This window comes from Streptomyces sp. NPDC005931 (assembly GCF_042871235.1).
In the GTDB taxonomy this organism is placed as follows: Bacteria; Actinomycetota; Actinomycetes; order Streptomycetales; family Streptomycetaceae; genus Streptomyces.
Genome location: NZ_JBIAIG010000024.1, coordinates 1 through 18,720, shown reverse-complemented (window position 1 = coordinate 18,720; position 18,720 = coordinate 1). Strand labels below are relative to the sequence as shown.

At 73.8% G+C, this 18,720-nt stretch carries 13 protein-coding genes and 1 pseudogene; 7 read left to right on the top strand and 7 right to left on the bottom strand.

Annotated elements, in window-relative coordinates; all coding sequences use genetic code 11:
* Positions 1–49 precede the first annotated feature (49 nt).
* The 5 genes and pseudogenes from ACFYOV_RS32195 to ACFYOV_RS32175 form a co-directional block, all read right to left on the bottom strand.
* Positions 50–1,054 carry a hypothetical protein gene (locus ACFYOV_RS32195; RefSeq protein ID WP_389093918.1) on the bottom strand — a complete coding sequence of 335 codons (1,005 nt, stop codon included), beginning with the start codon at positions 1,052–1,054 and terminating at the stop codon, positions 50–52.
* Positions 1,055–1,177: 123 nt separating this feature from the next.
* A complete protein-coding gene (locus tag ACFYOV_RS32190; protein ID WP_389093915.1) occupies positions 1,178–2,494 on the bottom strand; it encodes a cation:proton antiporter in 1,317 nt (438 codons plus the stop codon).
* An 881-nt stretch (positions 2,495–3,375) separates the two neighbouring features.
* Positions 3,376–4,035, bottom strand: a pseudogene (locus ACFYOV_RS32185) (hypothetical protein); the annotation flags it as partial.
* A gap of 91 nt (positions 4,036–4,126) precedes the next feature.
* Positions 4,127–6,022 (bottom strand): molecular chaperone HtpG, encoded by a 1,896-nt coding sequence (gene htpG, locus ACFYOV_RS32180; protein ID WP_389093913.1) that lies wholly within the window; start codon positions 6,020–6,022, stop codon positions 4,127–4,129.
* Positions 6,023–6,141: 119 nt separating this feature from the next.
* On the bottom strand, positions 6,142–6,744 hold the full coding sequence (locus ACFYOV_RS32175; RefSeq protein ID WP_389093910.1) for a TetR/AcrR family transcriptional regulator: 603 nt from the start codon (positions 6,742–6,744) through the stop codon (positions 6,142–6,144).
* A 252-nt stretch (positions 6,745–6,996) separates the two neighbouring features.
* Here ACFYOV_RS32175 and ACFYOV_RS32170 point away from each other — a divergent pair, with 252 nt between their 5' ends.
* The 5 genes from ACFYOV_RS32170 (at position 6,997) to ACFYOV_RS32150 (ending at position 15,012) form a co-directional block, all read left to right on the top strand.
* A complete protein-coding gene (locus tag ACFYOV_RS32170; RefSeq protein ID WP_389093979.1) occupies positions 6,997–7,866 on the top strand; it encodes an NAD(P)-dependent oxidoreductase in 870 nt (289 codons plus the stop codon).
* Positions 7,867–7,933: 67 nt separating this feature from the next.
* Entirely contained in the window at positions 7,934–8,272 is a 339-nt protein-coding gene (locus ACFYOV_RS32165) for an STAS domain-containing protein (protein ID WP_389093907.1), read from the top strand.
* Between the two features lie 1,005 nt (positions 8,273–9,277).
* The gene (locus ACFYOV_RS32160) at positions 9,278–10,459 is read left to right on the top strand and encodes a glutamate--cysteine ligase (RefSeq protein WP_389093905.1); all 1,182 of its coding nucleotides are present in this window, start codon (positions 9,278–9,280) and stop codon (positions 10,457–10,459) included.
* Positions 10,460–10,876: 417 nt separating this feature from the next.
* Positions 10,877–12,661 (top strand): N-acetylglutaminylglutamine amidotransferase, encoded by a 1,785-nt coding sequence (locus ACFYOV_RS32155; RefSeq protein WP_389093902.1) that lies wholly within the window; start codon positions 10,877–10,879, stop codon positions 12,659–12,661.
* A complete protein-coding gene (locus ACFYOV_RS32150) occupies positions 12,634–15,012 on the top strand; it encodes a S9 family peptidase (RefSeq protein WP_389093900.1) in 2,379 nt (792 codons plus the stop codon). The genes ACFYOV_RS32155 and ACFYOV_RS32150 overlap by 28 nt, the downstream gene beginning before the upstream one ends.
* An 8-nt stretch (positions 15,013–15,020) precedes the next feature.
* Here ACFYOV_RS32150 and ACFYOV_RS32145 read toward each other — a convergent pair whose 3' ends face one another.
* Positions 15,021–15,764 (bottom strand): ANTAR domain-containing protein, encoded by a 744-nt coding sequence (locus ACFYOV_RS32145; protein WP_389093898.1) that lies wholly within the window; start codon positions 15,762–15,764, stop codon positions 15,021–15,023.
* Positions 15,765–16,019: 255 nt separating this feature from the next.
* On the opposite strand from ACFYOV_RS32145, the gene ACFYOV_RS32140 reads away from it, so the two are divergent.
* Complete coding sequence (locus ACFYOV_RS32140; protein WP_389093896.1) at positions 16,020–16,478, top strand: ATP-binding protein; 459 nt, start codon at positions 16,020–16,022, stop codon at positions 16,476–16,478.
* A gap of 297 nt (positions 16,479–16,775) precedes the next feature.
* On the opposite strand, the gene ACFYOV_RS32135 is transcribed toward ACFYOV_RS32140, so the two are convergent.
* Positions 16,776–17,894, bottom strand: a complete 1,119-nt coding sequence (locus ACFYOV_RS32135) for a DNA alkylation repair protein (protein ID WP_389093894.1) — start codon at positions 17,892–17,894, stop codon at positions 16,776–16,778.
* 201 nt (positions 17,895–18,095) lie between these two features.
* Between ACFYOV_RS32135 and msrA the strand changes: the two genes are divergently transcribed.
* Complete coding sequence (msrA, locus tag ACFYOV_RS32130) at positions 18,096–18,608, top strand: peptide-methionine (S)-S-oxide reductase MsrA (protein WP_389093891.1); 513 nt, start codon at positions 18,096–18,098, stop codon at positions 18,606–18,608.
* Positions 18,609–18,720: the final 112 nt, after the last annotated feature.

The following is an 18,720-nucleotide window of genomic DNA, read 5'->3' as shown; positions in this document are numbered from 1 at the left end:
AAGCGTGGGTGGGCCGGGCGGCAGTGGCCCCGGGGCGCGGCGGTACCGTTCACTTCCCGCCCGCGGCGAGGCGCTCGGCACGCCGGGCCGCCTCCCGCGCCTCCCGCTCGGCCCGGGCGAGCGCGCCCTCGGCCGTCCGGCTGCGTTCGCCGGCCTCGCGCCGGCCGTGCTCGGCCCGCTCCAGTTCCTCGCGGGCCTCCCGGAGCTCGCGCTCCGCGGCCGAGACCCGCTGCTCGGCCGCATGGTGCTCCTCCCCGGCCCGCTCCAGGAGGGACGCGGCCTCCTCGCGCTCCGCGCGCCGTTCCCGCAGCCGCCGTGCGGCGGCCTCGGCCTCGGCCCTGGCCCGCGCGAGCCGTTCCTCGCGCTGCTTGCGCCGGGCGGCCTCTTCGCGCCGCTCGGCGAGTTCGTCCGTCCGACGGGCCCGGGAGGAGGGTGCCTTCCCGGACGGGGCGGCGGCAGTGGCCGAACGGGCGGAGGGCCGCTGAGGCGTGGGCGCGCCCGAGGTGCCCGAGGGGAAGGCAGAGGGCGGGGTGAGCGCGTTCGTCAGCCGGCCTGTGGCCCACTCGTCGGCGGCGCCGGTGTCGGCCAGCACGGCGCGCAATGTCGTCTCCACGTCCTGCAGCACCGCGTCCGACAAACGGTGTCCGGCGTCACGAGCCAGCCGCCCTGCCTCCCGGGACAGTTCGGAGACGATGCGTCTGCGCTGCGTGTTGAGCTCCTTGAGACCGCCGGGATCGAGGGTGGCGTAGGCCTCGCGCAGCGCCCGGCCCAGCTCCAGGAACCGTTCGGTCTCCTCGGGTTCACCGTGCCGGAGCAGATTCGCCGCCCACGCCGCGAGCGTGGGGCGGCGCGCGGCGTGGATACGGCGCGCGTCCTCCTTGCGGCCGTCGGTCCGGGCGGCGGCGGCCAGCTCCTCGCGGCGGGGCACGAAGGCGGACGGCGGCGTCGTGTACAGCTCGTCGAGCGCCGCTTCCACGCCGGGCTCGCCGCCACCGCCTGCCCTGTCACCGCCGCCGCGCCGGTCCGCGCCGCCGCGCACCCCTGTGCGCTCCATGATCCCCAGGCTCCACCGAACGGGGCCCCGCCGCACGTCGGGTGCGCCAGCCCGGCGCCGGAAACGCGCTCCCGGGCCCGCTCACCGCACCGGCCCCTCGCCGCGCCGTCCCACGGGCGCCGGTCACAGGCGTTTGCCCGCCACCTCGTCCTCGCCCGGCTCCGGCCCGCTGCGCCGGCCCGCCCGCGCCTTGAGCAGCCGCAGCCGGTCGAGGCGGGAGATGACGGGCGACGCGCTCACCCCGTGCAGGACCACCGAGGCGAGCACCGTGAAGGTCACCACGGCCCACAGCTCCCCGCCCGGCACGTCGAAGGTGCCCTCCCCGAGGGCGTACGCGAGGTAGAACAGTGAGCCGATGCCCCGGATCCCGAAGAACGCGATCACCATGCGCTCCCGGGGACCGGCCGGCGTTCCCAGCTGGGCGCCCCAGCCGGTCAGCGGCCGGACCACGACCAGCAGCAGCAGCCCGACCAGTGCGCCCCGCCAGGACAGCGGGGCCAGGCCACCCTGGGCGACGAACACGCCGAGCAGGAACAGCAGCCCGGCCGTCAGCAGGCGCTCCACCTGCTCCACGAAGTCGTGCAGCACCATGTGGTAGCCGTGGGCGCGCTCCGCCGCCCGGATGCGGCAGGCGGTGACGAACACCGCGAGGAATCCGTAGCCGTGCAGCAGCTCGGTCACCCCGTAGGCGAGGAAGGTGGCGCCCACGGCGACGAAGCCCTCGCGGTGCTCCGACAGCCGCATCGCCCGCCACCCGGCACGGAAGAACAACCACCCCAGCAGCCTGCCCACGGCGAGCCCCGCGAGCACCCCGGCGACGCACTTGTACGCCACGTCCACCAGCGCCCAGCGCGCGATCCCGCCGCCCGTCACCCCGTCGGCGGCCACCGCGCCGGCGAGTGCGACCGCCCCCATGACGAACGGGAAGGCGAGGCCGTCGTTCAGGCCCGCCTCGCTGGTCAGCGTGAAGCGCACCTCGTCCTCGTCGTGCTCTGAATCGGTGGGCGCCCCGACGCGCACCTCCGAGGCGAGCACCGGATCGGTGGGCGCGAGCACGGCGGCCAGCAGCAGCGCGGCGGCGGGGGGCCAGCCGAGCACGCTCCAGGCGAGGACGCCGACCACCGCCATGCTCAGCGGCATGGTGACGCCCAGCTGCCGCCAGGTGGCCCGCCAGAGCCGCCGGCCGAACGGGCGGTTCAGCGCGAGTCCGGCACCCATGAGGGAGACGATCACGCACACCTCGGTGAGGTGCTCCACCCACGCCCGGTCGCCCACCGGGTCGATGTCGGGGAGGGGCACCGGCAGCAGCTGAAGACCGATGCCGCAGAGGAGGAACACCAGCGGCACCGACAGCGGTCGTCCGGCCACCAGCCGGGGCAGGACCGCCGCACCGAGGGCACCGAAGCCGAGCAGGGCGAAGAGGAAATCCGGGGAGGTCACCGGGGACGTGTGCCCGGACTCGGCCGGGGACACGCAGTCCCCCCGGGCGAAATATCACCCCGGGGGCGCGACCCCGCCCGAACGGACGGCCCACCCCGACGCCGCCGGGAGGGGCGGATCCGGGAGGACGCCGCGCTGCGGAGACGCCGCGCCGCGACGCCGGGGGCGGGGCATCACACCCGGCACCCCGGGCAACGCGGCCGGGTCCTGCGTGGGCCCCGCCTCACCGCACCCGGCGCGTGCCCCGGGCCGTCCGGCCGCGCCGCCACCGGCCCACACCGACGTCGGTACGCGCAGCTGTCCCCGCCGTCGGACGACCGGGGCGGCTCCGTCCCGGCACCGTGGGGCGCGTGAAGACACTCAGTCGGCCCGCACGCCGGACCCTCGTCGCCCTCCACGTCGTCACCGCCGCGAGCCGGCTCGGGCTCACCCTCGGTCTGCTCTCCCCGGGGGTCACCGCGAGCACCACCGCGGCCCCGGCCACCGTGAAGGCATCCGTCCGCGCCGTGAGGCCCTCCGCCGACCGGCTTCCGCCCCCGCTCGCCGTGCTCACGCCGCTCAGCGGCCTGGTGCCGGCCCTAGGCACACCGTGGGGGCCGGCGAGGCACCGAGGCACCGGTGGGTGTACACCAGGTTCTGGCTCACCCTCGCCACGACCACCGCGACGGCGTTCGCCCAGCGGCCGGGAGCGGACGCGACGGTCACCGCCGTGGCCGCCGGGTATTCCCGCCCGACGCGGGCGAGTCGTGTCCGGCCCGGCCGTCCCGGTGTCCGCCCACGTCTTCCTGACGGTGATCTCGCCCCTCAAGCCGTGGGGACCGACCCGGCGAGGCCGCCGCCTGCGCGCGCCGCCGCCCGTCCGCCCCGGCACGCGTCGGTGTCCCCGTCCGCCTGAAATGGGCGTACGGCGGATACGGCTTGAAGCAGATCACGATCTCCGGCGGACGCGGGGCGCCGTGCTCGCGCAGCAGCTCGGCCCCCAGGGTCGTCATGTACGCCGACTGCCCCTTGGCCACCCGCTGCTGCCGTGGCCCCCAGCCGGCCGCGTACGCGAACTCCATGGCGGCGGAGGCGAAGGCGGTGCGCCCGCCGATGAGGAAACGGGTACGCGCATGAGTGGCCTGGCGCACCTGCTCACGCCGGTACGGCCGTTCGGCCCAGAGCCGGGCGTCCCGGCCGGTGCGTGCCTCGTCGGTGCGGACGGTCAACGGGACTCCGTGCACCAGTCCGCGCCGCAGCCCGGGCCACTGGGACGGCCGCAGCCCCGACTCGGGATGCGCCAGCACCAGGTCGACCGGCTCGCCGCACCCCTCGTCGGGCGGTACACCGTCGCGCAGTGGGATGTGCACGACGGTGTACCGGGAGTACGCGGCGAAGGAGAACAGCCCGGCGAGCCGGTTCAGCCCGTCGTGGTCGCCCAGGAGCAGTCCGTAGCCACCGGGGTCGCGCAGCGAGGTGTGCCGCAGTACCGGCCTCGGCTGCACCACACGGTGCACGCGGGGGCCGGCCCGCGGCCGATACTCGGTGAGTCTCAGCCGCATGAGGACCGCCCCACGGCCCCAGCCCGACGGATGGCCCGGCGCCCCGGCGAGGGAACGGGGGCGCCGCGCCCGCGGGCCGGGGCGGACCGGTTCACAGAGTGCGCTCCAGACGGTCCGCCATCAGCTTGACGAAACGTGCCGGGTCCTTCGGCCGGCCGCCCTCCGCCAACACGGCCAGTGTGTGCAGCAGTTCGGCGGTCTCGGTGAGACCCGCGTGGTCCGGGCGCTCCCGGTACGCCTGGTTCAGTCCCTTCACCAGCACGTGGTCCGGGTTGAGTTCGAGGATCCGCCTGGTGCGCGGCACCTCCTGGCCCATGGCCCGGTACATGTTCTCCAGCGCCGGGGTGAGGTCGGCGGTGTCCGCGACGAGGCACGCGGGGGACACCGTCAGGCGCGACGACAGACGCACCTCCTTGACGTCCGCGTCCAGTTGCTCGCGCATCCAGGCCAGCAGACCCGCGTACTCCTCGGTCTGCTTCTCCTTCTCGCCCCCGGCCCGTTCCGCCTCCTGCGGGCCGAGGTCGATCTCGCCCTTGGCGACGGACCGCAGCCGCTTGCCCTCGTACTCGCCCACCGCGTCGACCCACACCTCGTCGACGGGGTCGGTGAGCAACAGCACTTCGATGCCTCCCTCCCGGAACGCCTCCATGTGCGGGGAGTTGTCGATGCTCTGCCGCGACTCGCCGGTGATGAAGTAGATGTCCTCCTGGCCCTCGCGCATCCGCTCCACGTACTGCTTCAGTGTCACCGTCTCGTCCTCGCCGTGCGTGGTGGCGAAGGACGAGATCGCGAGGATGGCGTCCCGGTTGTCGGGGTCGGTGACCAGCCCTTCCTTCACGACGGCGCCGAACTCCCGCCAGAACGTGGCGTAGCGGTCGGCGTCGTTCGCCATCATGCCCTTGACCGAGGACAGCACCTTCTTCGTCAGACGCCGCTGCATCATCCGGATGTGCCGGTCCTGCTGGAGGATCTCGCGGGACACGTTGAGCGAGAGGTCCTGTGCGTCGACCACGCCCTTGACGAAGCGCAGATACGGAGGCAGCAGCGCCTCGCAGTCGTCCATGATGAACACGCGCTTCACATACAGCTGCACACCGCGCTTGAAGTTCTGGGTGAACAGGTCGTGCGGGGCGTGCGCCGGGACGAACAACAGTGCCTGGTACTCGAAGGTGCCCTCGGCCTGCAGTTGGATGGTCTCCAGCGGGGCCCGCCAGTCGTGGCCGATGTGCTGGTACAGCTCGTGGTACTCGTCCTCGGACACCTCGTCGCGCGAGCGTGCCCACAGGGCCTTCATCGAGTTCAGCGTCTCCTGCGCGGCCTCCCCGTCACCCTCGTCCGTTTCTCCGGCGAGCCTGATGGGCCAGGTGATGAAGTCCGAGTAGCGCTTGACGATCTCCTTGATCTTCCACACCGAGGTGTAGTCGTGCAGTTGGTTGTCGGGGTCGGCCGGCTTCAGGTGCAGCGTGACCGAGGTGCCCTGCGGCGCCTCGTCGACCGGCTCCAGCGTGTACGTGCCCTCGCCGCGCGACGTCCAGCGCGTGCCGCGTCCCTCGCCCGCGCGCCGGGTCAGCAGGGTGACCTCGTCGGCCACCATGAAAGCGGAGTAGAAGCCGACGCCGAACTGCCCGATCAGCCCCTCGGCCCCCGACTCCTGTGCCTCGCGCAGCTCCCGCAGGAACTCTGCGGTGCCCGAGTTGGCGATCGTGCCGATCAGCTGCCCGACCTCGTCGTACGACATCCCGATGCCGTTGTCCCGCACCGTGAGCGTGCGGGCGTCCTTGTCGATGTCCAGCTCGATGTGCAGATCGGAGACGTCGGCGTCCGGCGTCTCGTCCCGCAGCGCGGCCAGACGCAGCTTGTCCAGCGCGTCGGAGGCGTTGGAGACGAGCTCGCGCAGGAAGACGTCCTTGTTCGAGTACACCGAGTGGATCATCAGCTGGAGCAACTGACGGGCCTCGACCTGGAACTCAAACGTTTCGGTCGGCATGGTTCGCGATTACCTCACTGGTCCATGGGTCGCCGGAAAACTGGCGCAGTCACTCTAGAACACCGCACGACCACCGTCCGCACGGAACGGCACCGGCCCGACACGCGGCCGACGCGGCGTCAGCCGGCCCCGGCGACCGCCGCGTCGAGGAGGGGGCCGAGTTCGCCGGAGACGGTCGTGAGGGCACGTGGGTCCCGTTCGGCGCGGGCCAGGAGCAGGGCCCCCTCCAGGGAACTGATCATGAGCGTGGCGAGCGGTGTCGCGCGCCGCGCGGGCACGCCCAAGTCCGCCAGGGCCCGCGCCACCGCGCCGGTCCAGGCGGCGAAGGCGGCGGACGCGGCCTCCCGCGTCGACGCGCTGGATTCCGCGCAGTCGACCGTGGCGGCGGCGACGGGGCAGCCGCCCTCGAAGCCGGTCCGCTCGTACTCGTCGGTCCATTGCCGCACCATCTGCGCGAACAGTCCGCTCGGTGACGGCTCGGGCAGAGCGGTGAGGAAGCGGGCGACGCGCCCGGCCGCGTACCGGCCCGCCCACCCCACCGCCTCGTTGACCAGCTGTTCCTTGCCGCCGGGAAAGTAGTGCTGGAGCGAGCCGCGCGGGGCCCGGGCATGGGCGGCGACCTCGCGCATGCCCGTGGAGGCGACCCCGTCGCGCCGGATGAGCTGCGCGGCGCTGAAGACCATCCGCTCCCGCGGCCCGTGCTCCGACTTCGCCTCCGCCATGCCGGGCCTCCCGCCGTTCCTCGGACTCCTTCTCTGCGGCCTCCACCCTATGACCACCGTCACAGGAGGGGCTACTATGACCGCTGTCATAGTGGGAGCCGCCGCGCCGACGGTCCGGGCGATTCGCCGGTGTGGCGCGCCGCGCAGCGGCCCGCGCGCGGTCGGGCCCGGAAACGGTGGTGCAGTGTGTCGACGGCACTCGTTGGACCTGTGGGTTTCGCAGGACCCGTGGGCTTCCTCGGTATCGGGGTCATGGGCCGCCCCATGGCGCTCAACCTCGCCCGGGCCGGGACGCCGCTCGTCGTGTGGAACCGCACTCCCGCCCGGTGCGAGCCCCTGCGCGAAGCCGGGGCCGAGGTGGCCGCGAGCGCCGCGGAGGTCTTCGACCGGGCCGGCACCGTGCTGCTCATGCTGGCCGACGACGCCGCGGTCGACGCCGTGCTGGGGCGCGGCACCCCGGACTTCGCGGCACGCGTGGCCGGGCACACCGTCGTCCACATGGGCACGACCTCGCCGGAGTACTCGGCAGCCCTGGAGGCGGACGTCCGGGCCACCGGCGGGGCGTACGCCGAGGTGCCCGTCTCCGGGTCCCGGGTCCCGGCGGAGGAGGGGCGGCTGGTGGCCATGACGGCCGGGGACGCCCCCGCCGTGGCGGCCGTGCGCCCCCTGCTGGCCCCTCTGTGCGCGGCGACGTTCGACTGCGGTGCGGTGCCGAACGCCCTGGTGACGAAGCTCGCGGTGAACCTGTTCCTGATCACGCAGGTCACCGGGCTGGCCGAGGCGTTCCACTTCGCCGAACGGCACGGCCTCGACCGGCGTCGCTTCCTCGACGTCCTGGACGCGGGTCCGATGGCCAGTGCCGTGTCCCGCATGAAGGCGCCGAAGCTGCTCGCCCGCGACTTCGCCGTGCAGGCCACCGCCACCGACGTGCTGAAGAACAACCGGCTGATCGCGCGTGCCGCCCGCGCCGCCGGCCTGGCCTCCCCCCTGCTCGACGCCTGCCACGCCCTCTTCGAGGAGACGGTGGGGCAGGGGTACGGCGGCGAGGACATGGTGGCCGTGCTGCGCGCGTTGGAGGCCCGCACCGACGGCGTATCCCGGCATGCGAGCATGGGCGGATGACCACGCATCGCGGACACGACGCCCGAGCGACCGGACGCGTCCTCGGCCCCGACCCGGAATCCCGACCATGAAGTCCCTGACGATCACTCCCCAGGCCGCTCCCGCCGGCCTCGTACTCAAGGTCTCCGGCGACCTCGACTACACCACCGCGCAGCAGTTGCGCACCGCCACGCACGAGGCGTCCCCGCCGGGCGGGGGATTCGTCGCGCTGGACCTCGGCGAGCTGCGGTTCTGCGACTCCACCGGGATCACCGCGCTGATCGGCGCCCGCAACCACGTCGTCTCCGCGGGAGACGAGTTTCTGCTGGTCGCCGTGCCGGACAGCATGGCACGGCTGCTGCGCATGACCGGCCTGGACCAGATCATCGAGGTGCGCGACGACGTGACGTCGCTCCCCGGCAACTGAGCCACGGGTTCCGAGGGCTGCGCCGGACGCCGGACTCCTCGTCCTCCTCGTGCTGCCCCGTGCCTCACAGGGACGCGCGGGGCCGCCGGCTCCCCGGGGGAAGGAGTGGAGAGCGGTGGTCACCTGTGTGAGCGCTGCTCTCGCGGTTGATGAAAGTCGACCGGGAGCGGCTGCCCGGGCAGATCGCCGCTCTCGTGTGCGCGCCGCTCGCCCTGGCGTGCGTCTTCCTGGCCGGCTGGCACGCTCGGGAACAAGTGCTGCGCTCAAGCCGGCGCGCCACCGATCTCTGGGAGCACCGCTCTTCCTGGCGGGCGCCGCTCTCGTCTGCGTGCACCGCTCTTGCTGGCGGGCGCCGCTCTTGTTGGCGTGCACCGCCCCCGTACGCGCACGCCGCTCGCGTCGCGGGCGGGTGCTCTCCTTCGTGCGCACGGCTCTCGTTTGCGCGCACCGCTCTCTCCCCGTGTGCACCGCCCTCGCCGCTTACATCGCTCTCTTCCGCGTGCACCGCCCCCGCCGCTTACATCGCTCTCTTCCGCGTGCACCGCTCTCCACCGCCTGTCACCAGTCTCCTGGCGTGCACCCGCCCCCGCTCCGTCCGCACGGCGTCAACCTGGCCGGCGTGAACTGTGCCGGCCTGTGGCGTGCTGTGTCCGGCGCGCGGCGTGTTTCCCGCCGCCCTCGGCCTCGAGCATCCCGCTGGCAGCGGGAGTACCGACTGATCGGGGGAGCGGTGAGGCCCCGGTGGACGGGCATCCACCGTCACCGAAACGTCCTTACCGTCCGCCGCCGTCATCACCGAAAAGCCCTCACCGTCCGCCGCCCGTTCACCCTCACGCCATCCCCGTCGGCGCCTCCGGGACGACTGGGGCGCCGGATGCGATCGAGTGGCGTGCGAACGGCTCGAACGGGCACTCGGAACGTGCCGATCCTCCACCGCCGACCGGAAGGTTCGCACTGTCGGCGGCGGGGAGGCGGCGTTCGACTACGGGCAAGGGGAAGAAGGCCGTGACGGTGCGCATCGGGGCAGAGGAAGAGTTCCACGTGCTGGACGTGGAGAGCGGACGGCTCGTGCCACGGGCCGACGCGCTGCTGGAGCGGCTCGGCAGATCCGGGTTCACACGTGAACTCCAGCAGTCGGTGGTGGAGAGCAACAGCGGCGTCCACGACACCCTCGACGACCTGTACACCGACCTGGCAGGAACCCGGCGCCGACTGGACACCGCCGCCTCCTCGCAGGGCCTCGCCGTCGTGGCCGCCGGTACCGTGCCGCTGGCCCGCGTGACCAGCAGGGACATCACCGCGGACCCGCGCTACCGGCGCATGGTGGACGACTACCGCCGGGTCGCCGACGAGCAGCTCATCTGCAGCGCGCAGATCCACGTCGACATTCCGGACCGCGACACGGCCGTGCGCGCCATGTGTCTGGTCTCCCCCTGGCTGCCGCCGCTGCTGGCCCTGTCGGCCAGCTCCCCCTTCTGGCTGGGCTCGGACACCGGATACGCCAGCTGGCGCACCATGCTGTGGCAGCGCTGGCCCACCGCCGGCCCGGTCGGCTGCTACAAGAACGCCGCTGAGTACGACGCGGCCGTGGCCGAACTGATCGACTCGGGCGTCATCAGCGACGCCGGCATGCTCTACCACGACGTCCGGCCCTCAGCCCACCAGCGCACACTGGAGCTGCGCATCTGCGACGCCTGCCCGCGTGCCGAGACCGTCGTGCTCGTCGCCGGACTCTTCCGCGCCCTGGTACGGGACGCTCGTGACCGCCTGGAGCGCGGCACCGGGCCCTGGTGCGACGGTCACCACGAGTGGCTGCGCGCCGCGGCCTGGCGTGCCGCCCGCTCCGGACTGGAGGGACAGCTCGTCGATCCGCAGACCCGCCGCCCGGCCCCCGCTGCCGCGGTGCTGCGCGGCCTGCTGACCCGGCGGCGCCCCGCCCTGGAAGCCTCCGGCGACTGGGACACCGTGCGCGCTCTTCTCGAGGAGGCCCTCGCCACGGGCAGCGCGGCGCACCGGCTGCGGCGCGCGGCGCAGCGGGAGGACCTGCTCGCCAGCATCGACATGATGGTCGCCGAGACCCGCGGCACGCCCCTCGCCCCACGGCCCGTCCGCCGCTCCGCCCCGGTCGGCGCCGGTCACGCACGCGCCTACCTCCACAGCACGGCCGCACCGGGCGCCACGGGCTGAGCACGCCCGGCGGGCCCGCCCCACGAGGGCGCCCGCCGTGGGAGGGGCCCCGGCCCGCCCGGCCCTCCGCTCCTTCACGCGTCCACGTCCGAGCCCTGCCGAGCCCTCCCCGCCGCTGACAGAGGGCACCTGCCCAGCGTCGAAACGGGCCCGTCGTCCAAGGGGCGCGGCGTCCAACGGGGGGCGACGTCGAACGGTGCGCATTTGAAGAACGATCAGATCGCTCAAGGAGAGTCACACCGTCATGTCCAGTACGCACACCACCCCGGTGCCGGCCCCGGCACCGTCCGCCGACGACCCATGCCCGACCAACGCCGGTACCCCGCGGGGGCGCACCGCGCCGCGCGGCGACCGGCCGCAGGGCTGCGTGGTGCCGCCCGGTCGGCGGGAGGGCTCCAGGGGAAGGAGGTCACACTGATGTGCGGCCTCAGTGGAGAGATCCGTTTCGACGGCGGACGACCGGACATGGCGGCGGTGGAACGCATGACCGACCGGCTCGCGCCGCGCGGCCCCGACGGACGCGGGCTGTGGTCCCAGGGCCCGGTGGCCCTCGGACATCGCAGGCTGAAGATCATCGACCTCTCGGACAGCGGCGCACAGCCCATGGCCGACCCACGCGGCCGCATCGCCGGAGTGTTCAACGGCTGCGTCTACAACTACCGTGAGCTGCGCGACGAACTGCACGGACTCGGCCACCGCTTCTTCTCGGAGTCCGACACCGAGGTGGTGCTCAAGGCCTACCAGGAGTGGGGCGCCGACTGCGTCGAGCGCTTCCGCGGCATGTTCGCCTTCGTGATCGTCGAGCAGGACACCGGGCGGGTCGTGCTGGCCCGCGACCGGCTCGGCATCAAGCCCCTGTACCTGGCCGAGACACCGGAACGGCTGCGATTCGCCTCCTCACTGCCCGCGCTGCTGGCGGGCGGCGGCGTGGACACCTCGCTGGACCCCGTCGCCCTGCACCAGTACCTCAGCTGGCACGCGACCGTGGCCGCTCCCCGCACGGTGCTGAACGGCGTCCGCAAGCTGCCCCCGGCCACGGTGCGGATCGTCGAACCCGACGGCACCCACCGCGAGCACGTCTACTGGCAGCCCTCCTACACGCGCCGTCCCGAGCACGCGGACATGAGCGCCGAGGACTGGACGGACGCCGTGCTCGACGCGCTGCGCACCGCGGTGCGCCGGCGCATGGTCGCCGACGTGCCGGTCGGCGTGCTGCTGTCCGGTGGCCTGGACTCCAGCCTGATCGTGGCCCTGCTGGCCGACGAGGGGCAGCAGGACCTCGCGACCTTCAGCGTCGGCTTCGAGTCCGAGGGCGACGAGGCGGGCGACGAGTTCCACTACTCCGACCTCGTCGCCCGGCACTTCGACACCCGCCACCACCAGCTCATGGTCCCCTCCGACCGGGTCGCCGGCGCGCTGGACGGGGCGGTGCGCGCCATGAGCGAGCCCATGATGAGCCACGACGTGGTGGCCTTCCACCTGCTGTCCGAGCAGGTCGCCAAGGAGGTCAAGGTCGTCCAGAGCGGCCAGGGAGCGGACGAGGTGTTCGCGGGCTACCACTGGTATTCGCAGATGGCGAACGTGCCGCGGCCACGGGCCGGCGACGCCTACATCGACACCTACTTCGACCGCTCGCACGCGGACATGGCCGCGATCCTGCGCCCGGATCTGCTCCCCGACCGGGACACCTCCGCGGAGTTCGTCCGCGAGCACATGGCGGCCGAGGGCGCCGAGACGGCGCTGGACGCGGACCTGCGGCTGGACACGCACGTGATGATGGTGGACGACCCGGTCAAGCGGGTGGACAACATGACCATGGACTGGGGCCTGGAGGCCCGGGTGCCGTTCCTCGACCACGAGCTGGTGGAACTGGCCGCGGCCTGCCCGCCGGAGCTGAAGCTCGCGGACGGCGGCAAGGGCGTGCTCAAGGCCGCCGGCCGCAAGGTGCTCCCGCGTGAGGTCGTCGACCGGCCCAAGGGCTACTTCCCGGTTCCGGCGATCAAGCACATGGCCGGTCCCGTCCTCCAGCGGGTCCGCGAGGCCCTGACGGCTCCCGAGGCCCGGGCCCGTGGCGTCTTCCGCGAGGACTGTGTCACCGAACTGCTCGCCGCACCCGACGCGCACCGCACCAGGCGAGGGGCGAACGCGCTGTGGCAGATAGCGTTGCTGGAGATATGGCTTCAGACCCACGACATCAGCTGACCGCAGAGCCACCGGCCACGGCCCCGGCCCCCGCCGCGGACCGGAGCACGGTGCCGGACACCGGGTCCGCCGACGCCGTCGGCGGGCCCGGCACCCGGCCGGATGCGAAGCCCGCCGCACCTGGCGCCGCACCTGCTGCCTGGCGCCTCGACGGGTCGGGCTCCGGATCGGGCTCCGGGCCGGAGGGGGCGCCGGCCCACGGCGGGGCCGGGCCGCCGGACGACCACCACGGACCCGGCGCTCCGCGGGGTACCGGTGACGGTGCGGGGTACGCGCCGGAAGCGGTGCCGCTCGCGGACACCGCGGGCCCGCACGACGTGCCGACCTCGGCCGTCCACGGCTGCTGGTATCCCTCGGCCGACCCCGACGGCCGGTACGTCGCCTTCGTCTGCGACCGGGCCGGGGTGCCCCAGCTGTGGACCGGACGGGTGGACGGCACCGAGGTACGGCTGCTGGACGCCGACCCGCATCCGGTGACCGAGGTCTCCTGGTCGCCCGACGGCCGCTGGATCGCGTACACCACCGCGCCGGGCGGCGGCGAACTCACGCGGGTCCTGTGCGTACGGCCCGACGGCACCGGGCGGCACCTGCTGGCCGGCGGCGACGAGGGCACCTCGGCCCACCTGGGGTGCTGGCAGCACGACGGGTCGGCCGTCGCGGTGACGGTGACCGACCCCGCCCCGCCCGGGGACCCGCGGGCCGCGCACGAGCCGACGGCGCCCGCGTCGCCCGGTACGTCCGAGCAGGTCCTCGAGGCCATATCGGGCCGGGACGGCCGCGCCGTGCTGCTGGACGACCCGCGCTCACGCTCCACCGCCCCGGCCCCGGGGACGACGCGGGCGTCCGTGCAGGAGCCGGAACCCAGGACCCTGTCGGCCTACCTGGTCGACCCCGAGGGCGTGTCCGCGCCCGTGCTGCTCGCCACCGAACGCGGTGCCCCCACCCTGCGGGTCTGCGACCTCAGCCGTGACGGCCGGTTCGCCCTCCTGCGCCGGGGGCCGCGCGGACGCCGCGAGGCGCTGGTCGTACGCACCCGGGACCGGGCGGTGACCTGCGGTGTGCCGGTCGCCGACGGCGACCCGTGGATCGGCGGCTTCTCGCCGGACGCCGGCACGCTGTGGCTGCGCAGCGACGGCGGCCGCGAGTTCGCGGCGCTGCTCGCGGTCCGCCTCGGCCGGCAGGGCGAGCACCTCGGCGCCACGGTCGTCGCGGAACGCCCGGACACCGATCTCGAACTGCTGGCACTGGGCCGTGACGGCCGGCGGGCGGTCCTGTCGTGGAACGTGCGCGGAGTCAGCGAGCTGGAGATCACCCCCCTGGCCCCGCACCCGGTGCCCGAGCCCAACACCCTGCCCGGCGCGGCCGGTTCCGCCTCGGCCGGCCCCCCGCGGCCCATACCGTTGCCCCACGAGGTCGTCACCCGTGTCACGGTCACCGCCGACCCCGACGCACCGGTCGTGGCCCTGTCCGGGTCGCGTCGGCACCCCGGTGTGTGGTGGTTGCCGCAGGGGATGCCGCTGCGTACGCCGTGGTCCTCGCGGGACGAGGACGCGGTGCCGGACGGAAGGGCGGCCGTACGGCCCACCGCCCTGCGGCCCGTGGCGCGGGACGGGCTGGTGCTCGGCGGCTGGTACTACCGGGCCCCCGGCCGCTCTCCGGGGGAACCGGCGCCGTGCGTCCTGCACCTGCACGGCGGCCCCGAGGAGCAGGAACGCCCGGTCCTCGAACCGCTCTACCACGAGCTGCTCGGCAGGGGACTGGACGTGTTCGCGCCCGACGTGCGCGGTTCCTCCGGCTACGGCCGCTCGTTCGTCGACGCCGACCTCGGCACCGGCCGCTTCGACGCGCTCAACGACGTCGCCGACTGCGCGGCGCACGCGATCGTGTCCGGCCTGGCCGATCCCCGGAGGCTGGCCGTGATGGGCCACTCGTACGGCGGCTACCTCGTGATGGCGTCCCTGGTGTGGCACCCGGACCTGTTCCGCACCGGGGTGGCGGTGTGCGGCATGTCGGACCTCACCACCTTCTTCGCCGGCACCGAACCCTGGATCGCCCAGTCCGCGGCCCACAAGTACGGCCATCCCGAACGCGACCGGGACCTCCTGCGCGCCCTGTCGCCGATGAGCCGGATCGACGCCCTGCGCGTCCCGGTCCTGGCCGTGCACGGCGAACACGACACCAATGTGCCGCCGGGCGAGTCGGAGCAGTTCGTGCGCGCCGCGCGGGAACGCGGGCTGGAGGCGCAGCTCCTCCTGCTGCGCCACGAGGGACACGACTTCCGCCGCGCCGACAGCCGGCGCCTGTTCCGGCGCACCGCCGCCGACTGGCTGGAACGCCACCTGACGGACTGACCGCCCGTCTACGGGCGGGGGCGCAGCGGCGCCGGCGGTACCGGCGGATGACCGGTGAGATCGACGATCAGCCGGGCGCACAGGTCCCGGAGCTTGGTGTTGGTCTCCTGGGACGTGCTGCGCAGGATGTCGAACGCCTCGTCGGCGCTGCACCGCCGCTGGTGCATGATCACCCCGACGGCCTGGTCCACGACCGCGCGGGAGCGGATCGCGCTCTGGAGTTCCCGGGTGAAGTCCTCGGCGTCGCTCAGCCGCTGCGCCAGGGCGATGCCCCCGCCGGCCTGCAACGCGAACTGCTCGAGTCGGCTGCGCTCCCGCCGAGTGAAGGCGTCCGGCTCGGTGGCGTAGAAGTTCAGGGCACCAGCGGTGTGCTCGTGCACCGGGATCGGCAGGGACAGCGACGAGCGGATCCCGAGCGCGGTCGCGAAGGTGGGGTAGGCCCCCCAGCGTTTCTCCGCGGTCATGTCGGCGACGGCCACGGGTTCCCCGGTGCGCAGCGCCTGGAGACACGGCCCGTCGTCCAGCCCGTACTGCTTCTCGTCCAGCCTGTCGGCCGTGTCGCCGGTGCTGACCACGGTCAGGGGGCGGTGGCGGCGTTGCAGGGTCACCCCGCAGCCCTCGGCGCGTGTGCTGCCCACGGCGTCGTCGACCAGGTGCTGGAGGAACGCCCGCAAGGAGGGGGTCTCCAGCAGCCAGTCCACCACGGGGATCACGCGGTGGCCCGCTGTGTCGTGCCTGTCCGTCAAGGTCACCCACCTCCCACGACCGGGGACCGGCTCTGCCACCGGTACTGGAACCCGGCGTCGCTGTGCCGTCCCACATGAGCGCGCTTTCCCGCTTCCGCCGGATTCTCACCGGTCCCCTGGTCCCCGGTGCGAGGGCTGATGTCGTAGGTGGCTGTCACACTTTCCACACGCGGTACACGCGGCGGCTCCCCGACAAAAGGGGCGTGCGGGGGCGTGGTGCGGGTAGTCACACAGTGTGATCGGTGAGTGAGGGCGGACCGGATGGAACCAGTGCCTGTCGACGATGGGGACACGACGCCGCGCGCGTCGTGGCCGCGGGCTGCCTATGCGCTGGAGGGTGACGGTGGCTGCATAGCGCAGGCCCGCCACCTGGCCGCGTCCTTCCTGGCCAGAGCCCGGGCCGAGGGCGGCCTGTCGGTGTCGACCCGGGCTGTGGAGATCGCGCAGCTCGTCGTCAGCGAACTGGTCACCAACGCCCGCAAGTACGCACCCGGCCCGGTCCGGCTGGATCTGAGCGTGTCCGACGAGGCCTTCGAGGTGATCGTCAGCGACCGCAGTCCCGTCCTGCCGGTGCCCCGGGCCCCGGACCCCGGCCGAGTGGGCCAGCACGGCCTGGAGATCGTGAAGGTCGTCACCCAGGATTTCGACGTGCGGCGCGAGCCGTCCGGGAAGCGCGTCACCGCCCGCATCTCCCTCCAGGACACGCCGACCACGCGGTGAGCCGCAGGGGCCCGCGGGACTCTTCCGCTGCAGCTTGTGGCCGACGGAGCACTGGCCGAGGCGACCGTCCGGTGACCGGGCACGTGGGGCCGGGCACGTGGGGCCGGGCGGGGCGGTGACCGTGCACGGGGCGCTGCGGCGGGCGGGACCGGGACGCCCTCGTCACGGAGCTGCGCCACCGGCGCGGCTCGTCGAACGCGTTCTCGGGGCTGGGGGCGCCGCCGACACCCGGGCGGCCTCTGTCGGCGCACGCCACCGGGTCCGTACGGCCGCGCCCTGACGCCCGGACTGTCCGGCTCACTCGGGGGGAAGGAGGTCGAACGCCGCCCGGGCCGATCGGACGCCGTTGACCTGCAACTCCACCGCGTGCGGGCCCGGGTGGTAGCGCCGGGTGGTGATCGCGCGGAACGAGTGCTCCCGGCGCAGTGCGAGCGCCTCGCCCGCGCCGAGCGTCCTCGTGGTGAGCTTGAAGACCTTGGGCCGCGGCTTCCCCGAGGCCGCGTGATGGTGGATCACGTAGTCCACGGCGATCCGCGCGGGTGCCGGTCCGGTGTTGACCACGGTCGCGGTGAAGACGACCTCGCCGCCGAAGGGCACACCGGCCGACACGACGGTGGGGCCGGTGACGTCGACCTCGACGGGCGCGAATCCGAGCAGGGCCAGCGCGTCCGGACGTCCTTGCTTGACCAGGGTCCGCAACCCGTGGCGCACCAGCCGGGCCGTGTGGGGGTCCGACCGGGCCAGCCAGGCGGTGGCGGTCTCGACCACGAGGCCGGGATGCTGCCGGCTGAGGTCGTTGAGGTGGTTCGCCACGGACCGGCGCACGTCCTCGTTCTCGTCGCGGTAGAGGGCGTCGAGGATCGGCAGTGTCGAGCGCGGCTCGGCCAGGAGGGCCGGCACCCGCGCGGCCCAGGGCAGATACGGCCGGGTGCCCTCCGACGCGAGCCGCCGCACGGCCGGGTCATCGGACGCCGTCCAGGCACGGGCGGCGGCCAGGGCACGGTCCGGGTCGTGGGCCAGCAGGACGCGCAGCGCGAACTCGGAGGTGAACCGGCCGGTGAGTTCGGCCAGGAGCCGCAGGGCGTCGTCGACGGGCTCGGTGGTCTCCCCCGCGCGGGCCTGGGCCACGGCCCTCGTGGCGACGGCGCCGCCGACCGGCCAGATCATCCAGCCCTCGAACGGCAGGTCGCCGTGCAGGGCGGCCCGTACGGTGGCGGCGAGCGAGGCGTAGTCGCCGGGCACGTCGGTCAGCAGCGCGTCGCGCAGCAGGTCGCTGCGGGCCCGCAGCGCCAGCCCGCCCAGCCCGTCCGCCGCCGCCCGCAGTGCGGCCGGCGCGGCCCCGGACCGTACCGCGCTCACGGCGTCGGCGAGGGCTTCGGCGGTGCCGCGGCCGATCAGCTCGTCTGCGAAGGGCATGGCGGAGCCTTTCTCGATGCGAACATACGATCGAATCGTACGTGATGTTCGCGCACCGTCCCGACGCGGGGATCCGCGTGCGTGCGCACGGATCCCCCCGGCGGAGCGGGCCGGAACAATGGGATCCCGGGCGGGGTTGTCCCTGCCGAGCGGCTGTGGAAGCCGGAACAGCAATCGGACGCGGGAGAAGGGCGAGACCTGATGACGAGGACCGAGGAGAAGGCGCTGCTGGCGGGCGGCTGTTTCTGGGGCATGCAGGAGCTGATCCGCACCTTCCCGGGCGTGGCCACCACGCGGGTGGGATACAGCGGCGGCGACGTCCCGAACGCCACGTACCGCAACCACGGCACCCACGCCGAGTCGATCGAGATCACCTACGACCCGGCCGTCACGGACTACCGCACGATCCTGGAGTACTTCTTCCAGATCCACGACCCGACCACGAAGAACCGCCAGGGCAACGACATCGGCCTGAGCTACCGCTCCGCGATCTTCTACTACGACGACGAGCAGAAGCGCATCGCCGAGGACACCATCGCCGACGTCAACGCCTCCGGGCTGTGGCCGGGACCCGTGGTGACCGAGGTGGCGCCGGCCGGGCCGTTCTGGGAGGCCGAGCCGGAGCACCAGGACTACCTCCAGCGCTACCCGGACGGCTACACCTGCCATTTCGTCCGCCCCGGCTGGCGACTTCCCCGGCGCGCGGAGTCCTGAGCCCGATCCCCCGCGGACCACGGCGGGGGGGGCCCCCCCCCCGGGGGGGCCCCCCCCCCCGGCCGCCCCCCCCGGGCCCCGGGGGCGGGGGCGGCGGCCCCCCCCCGGGGGC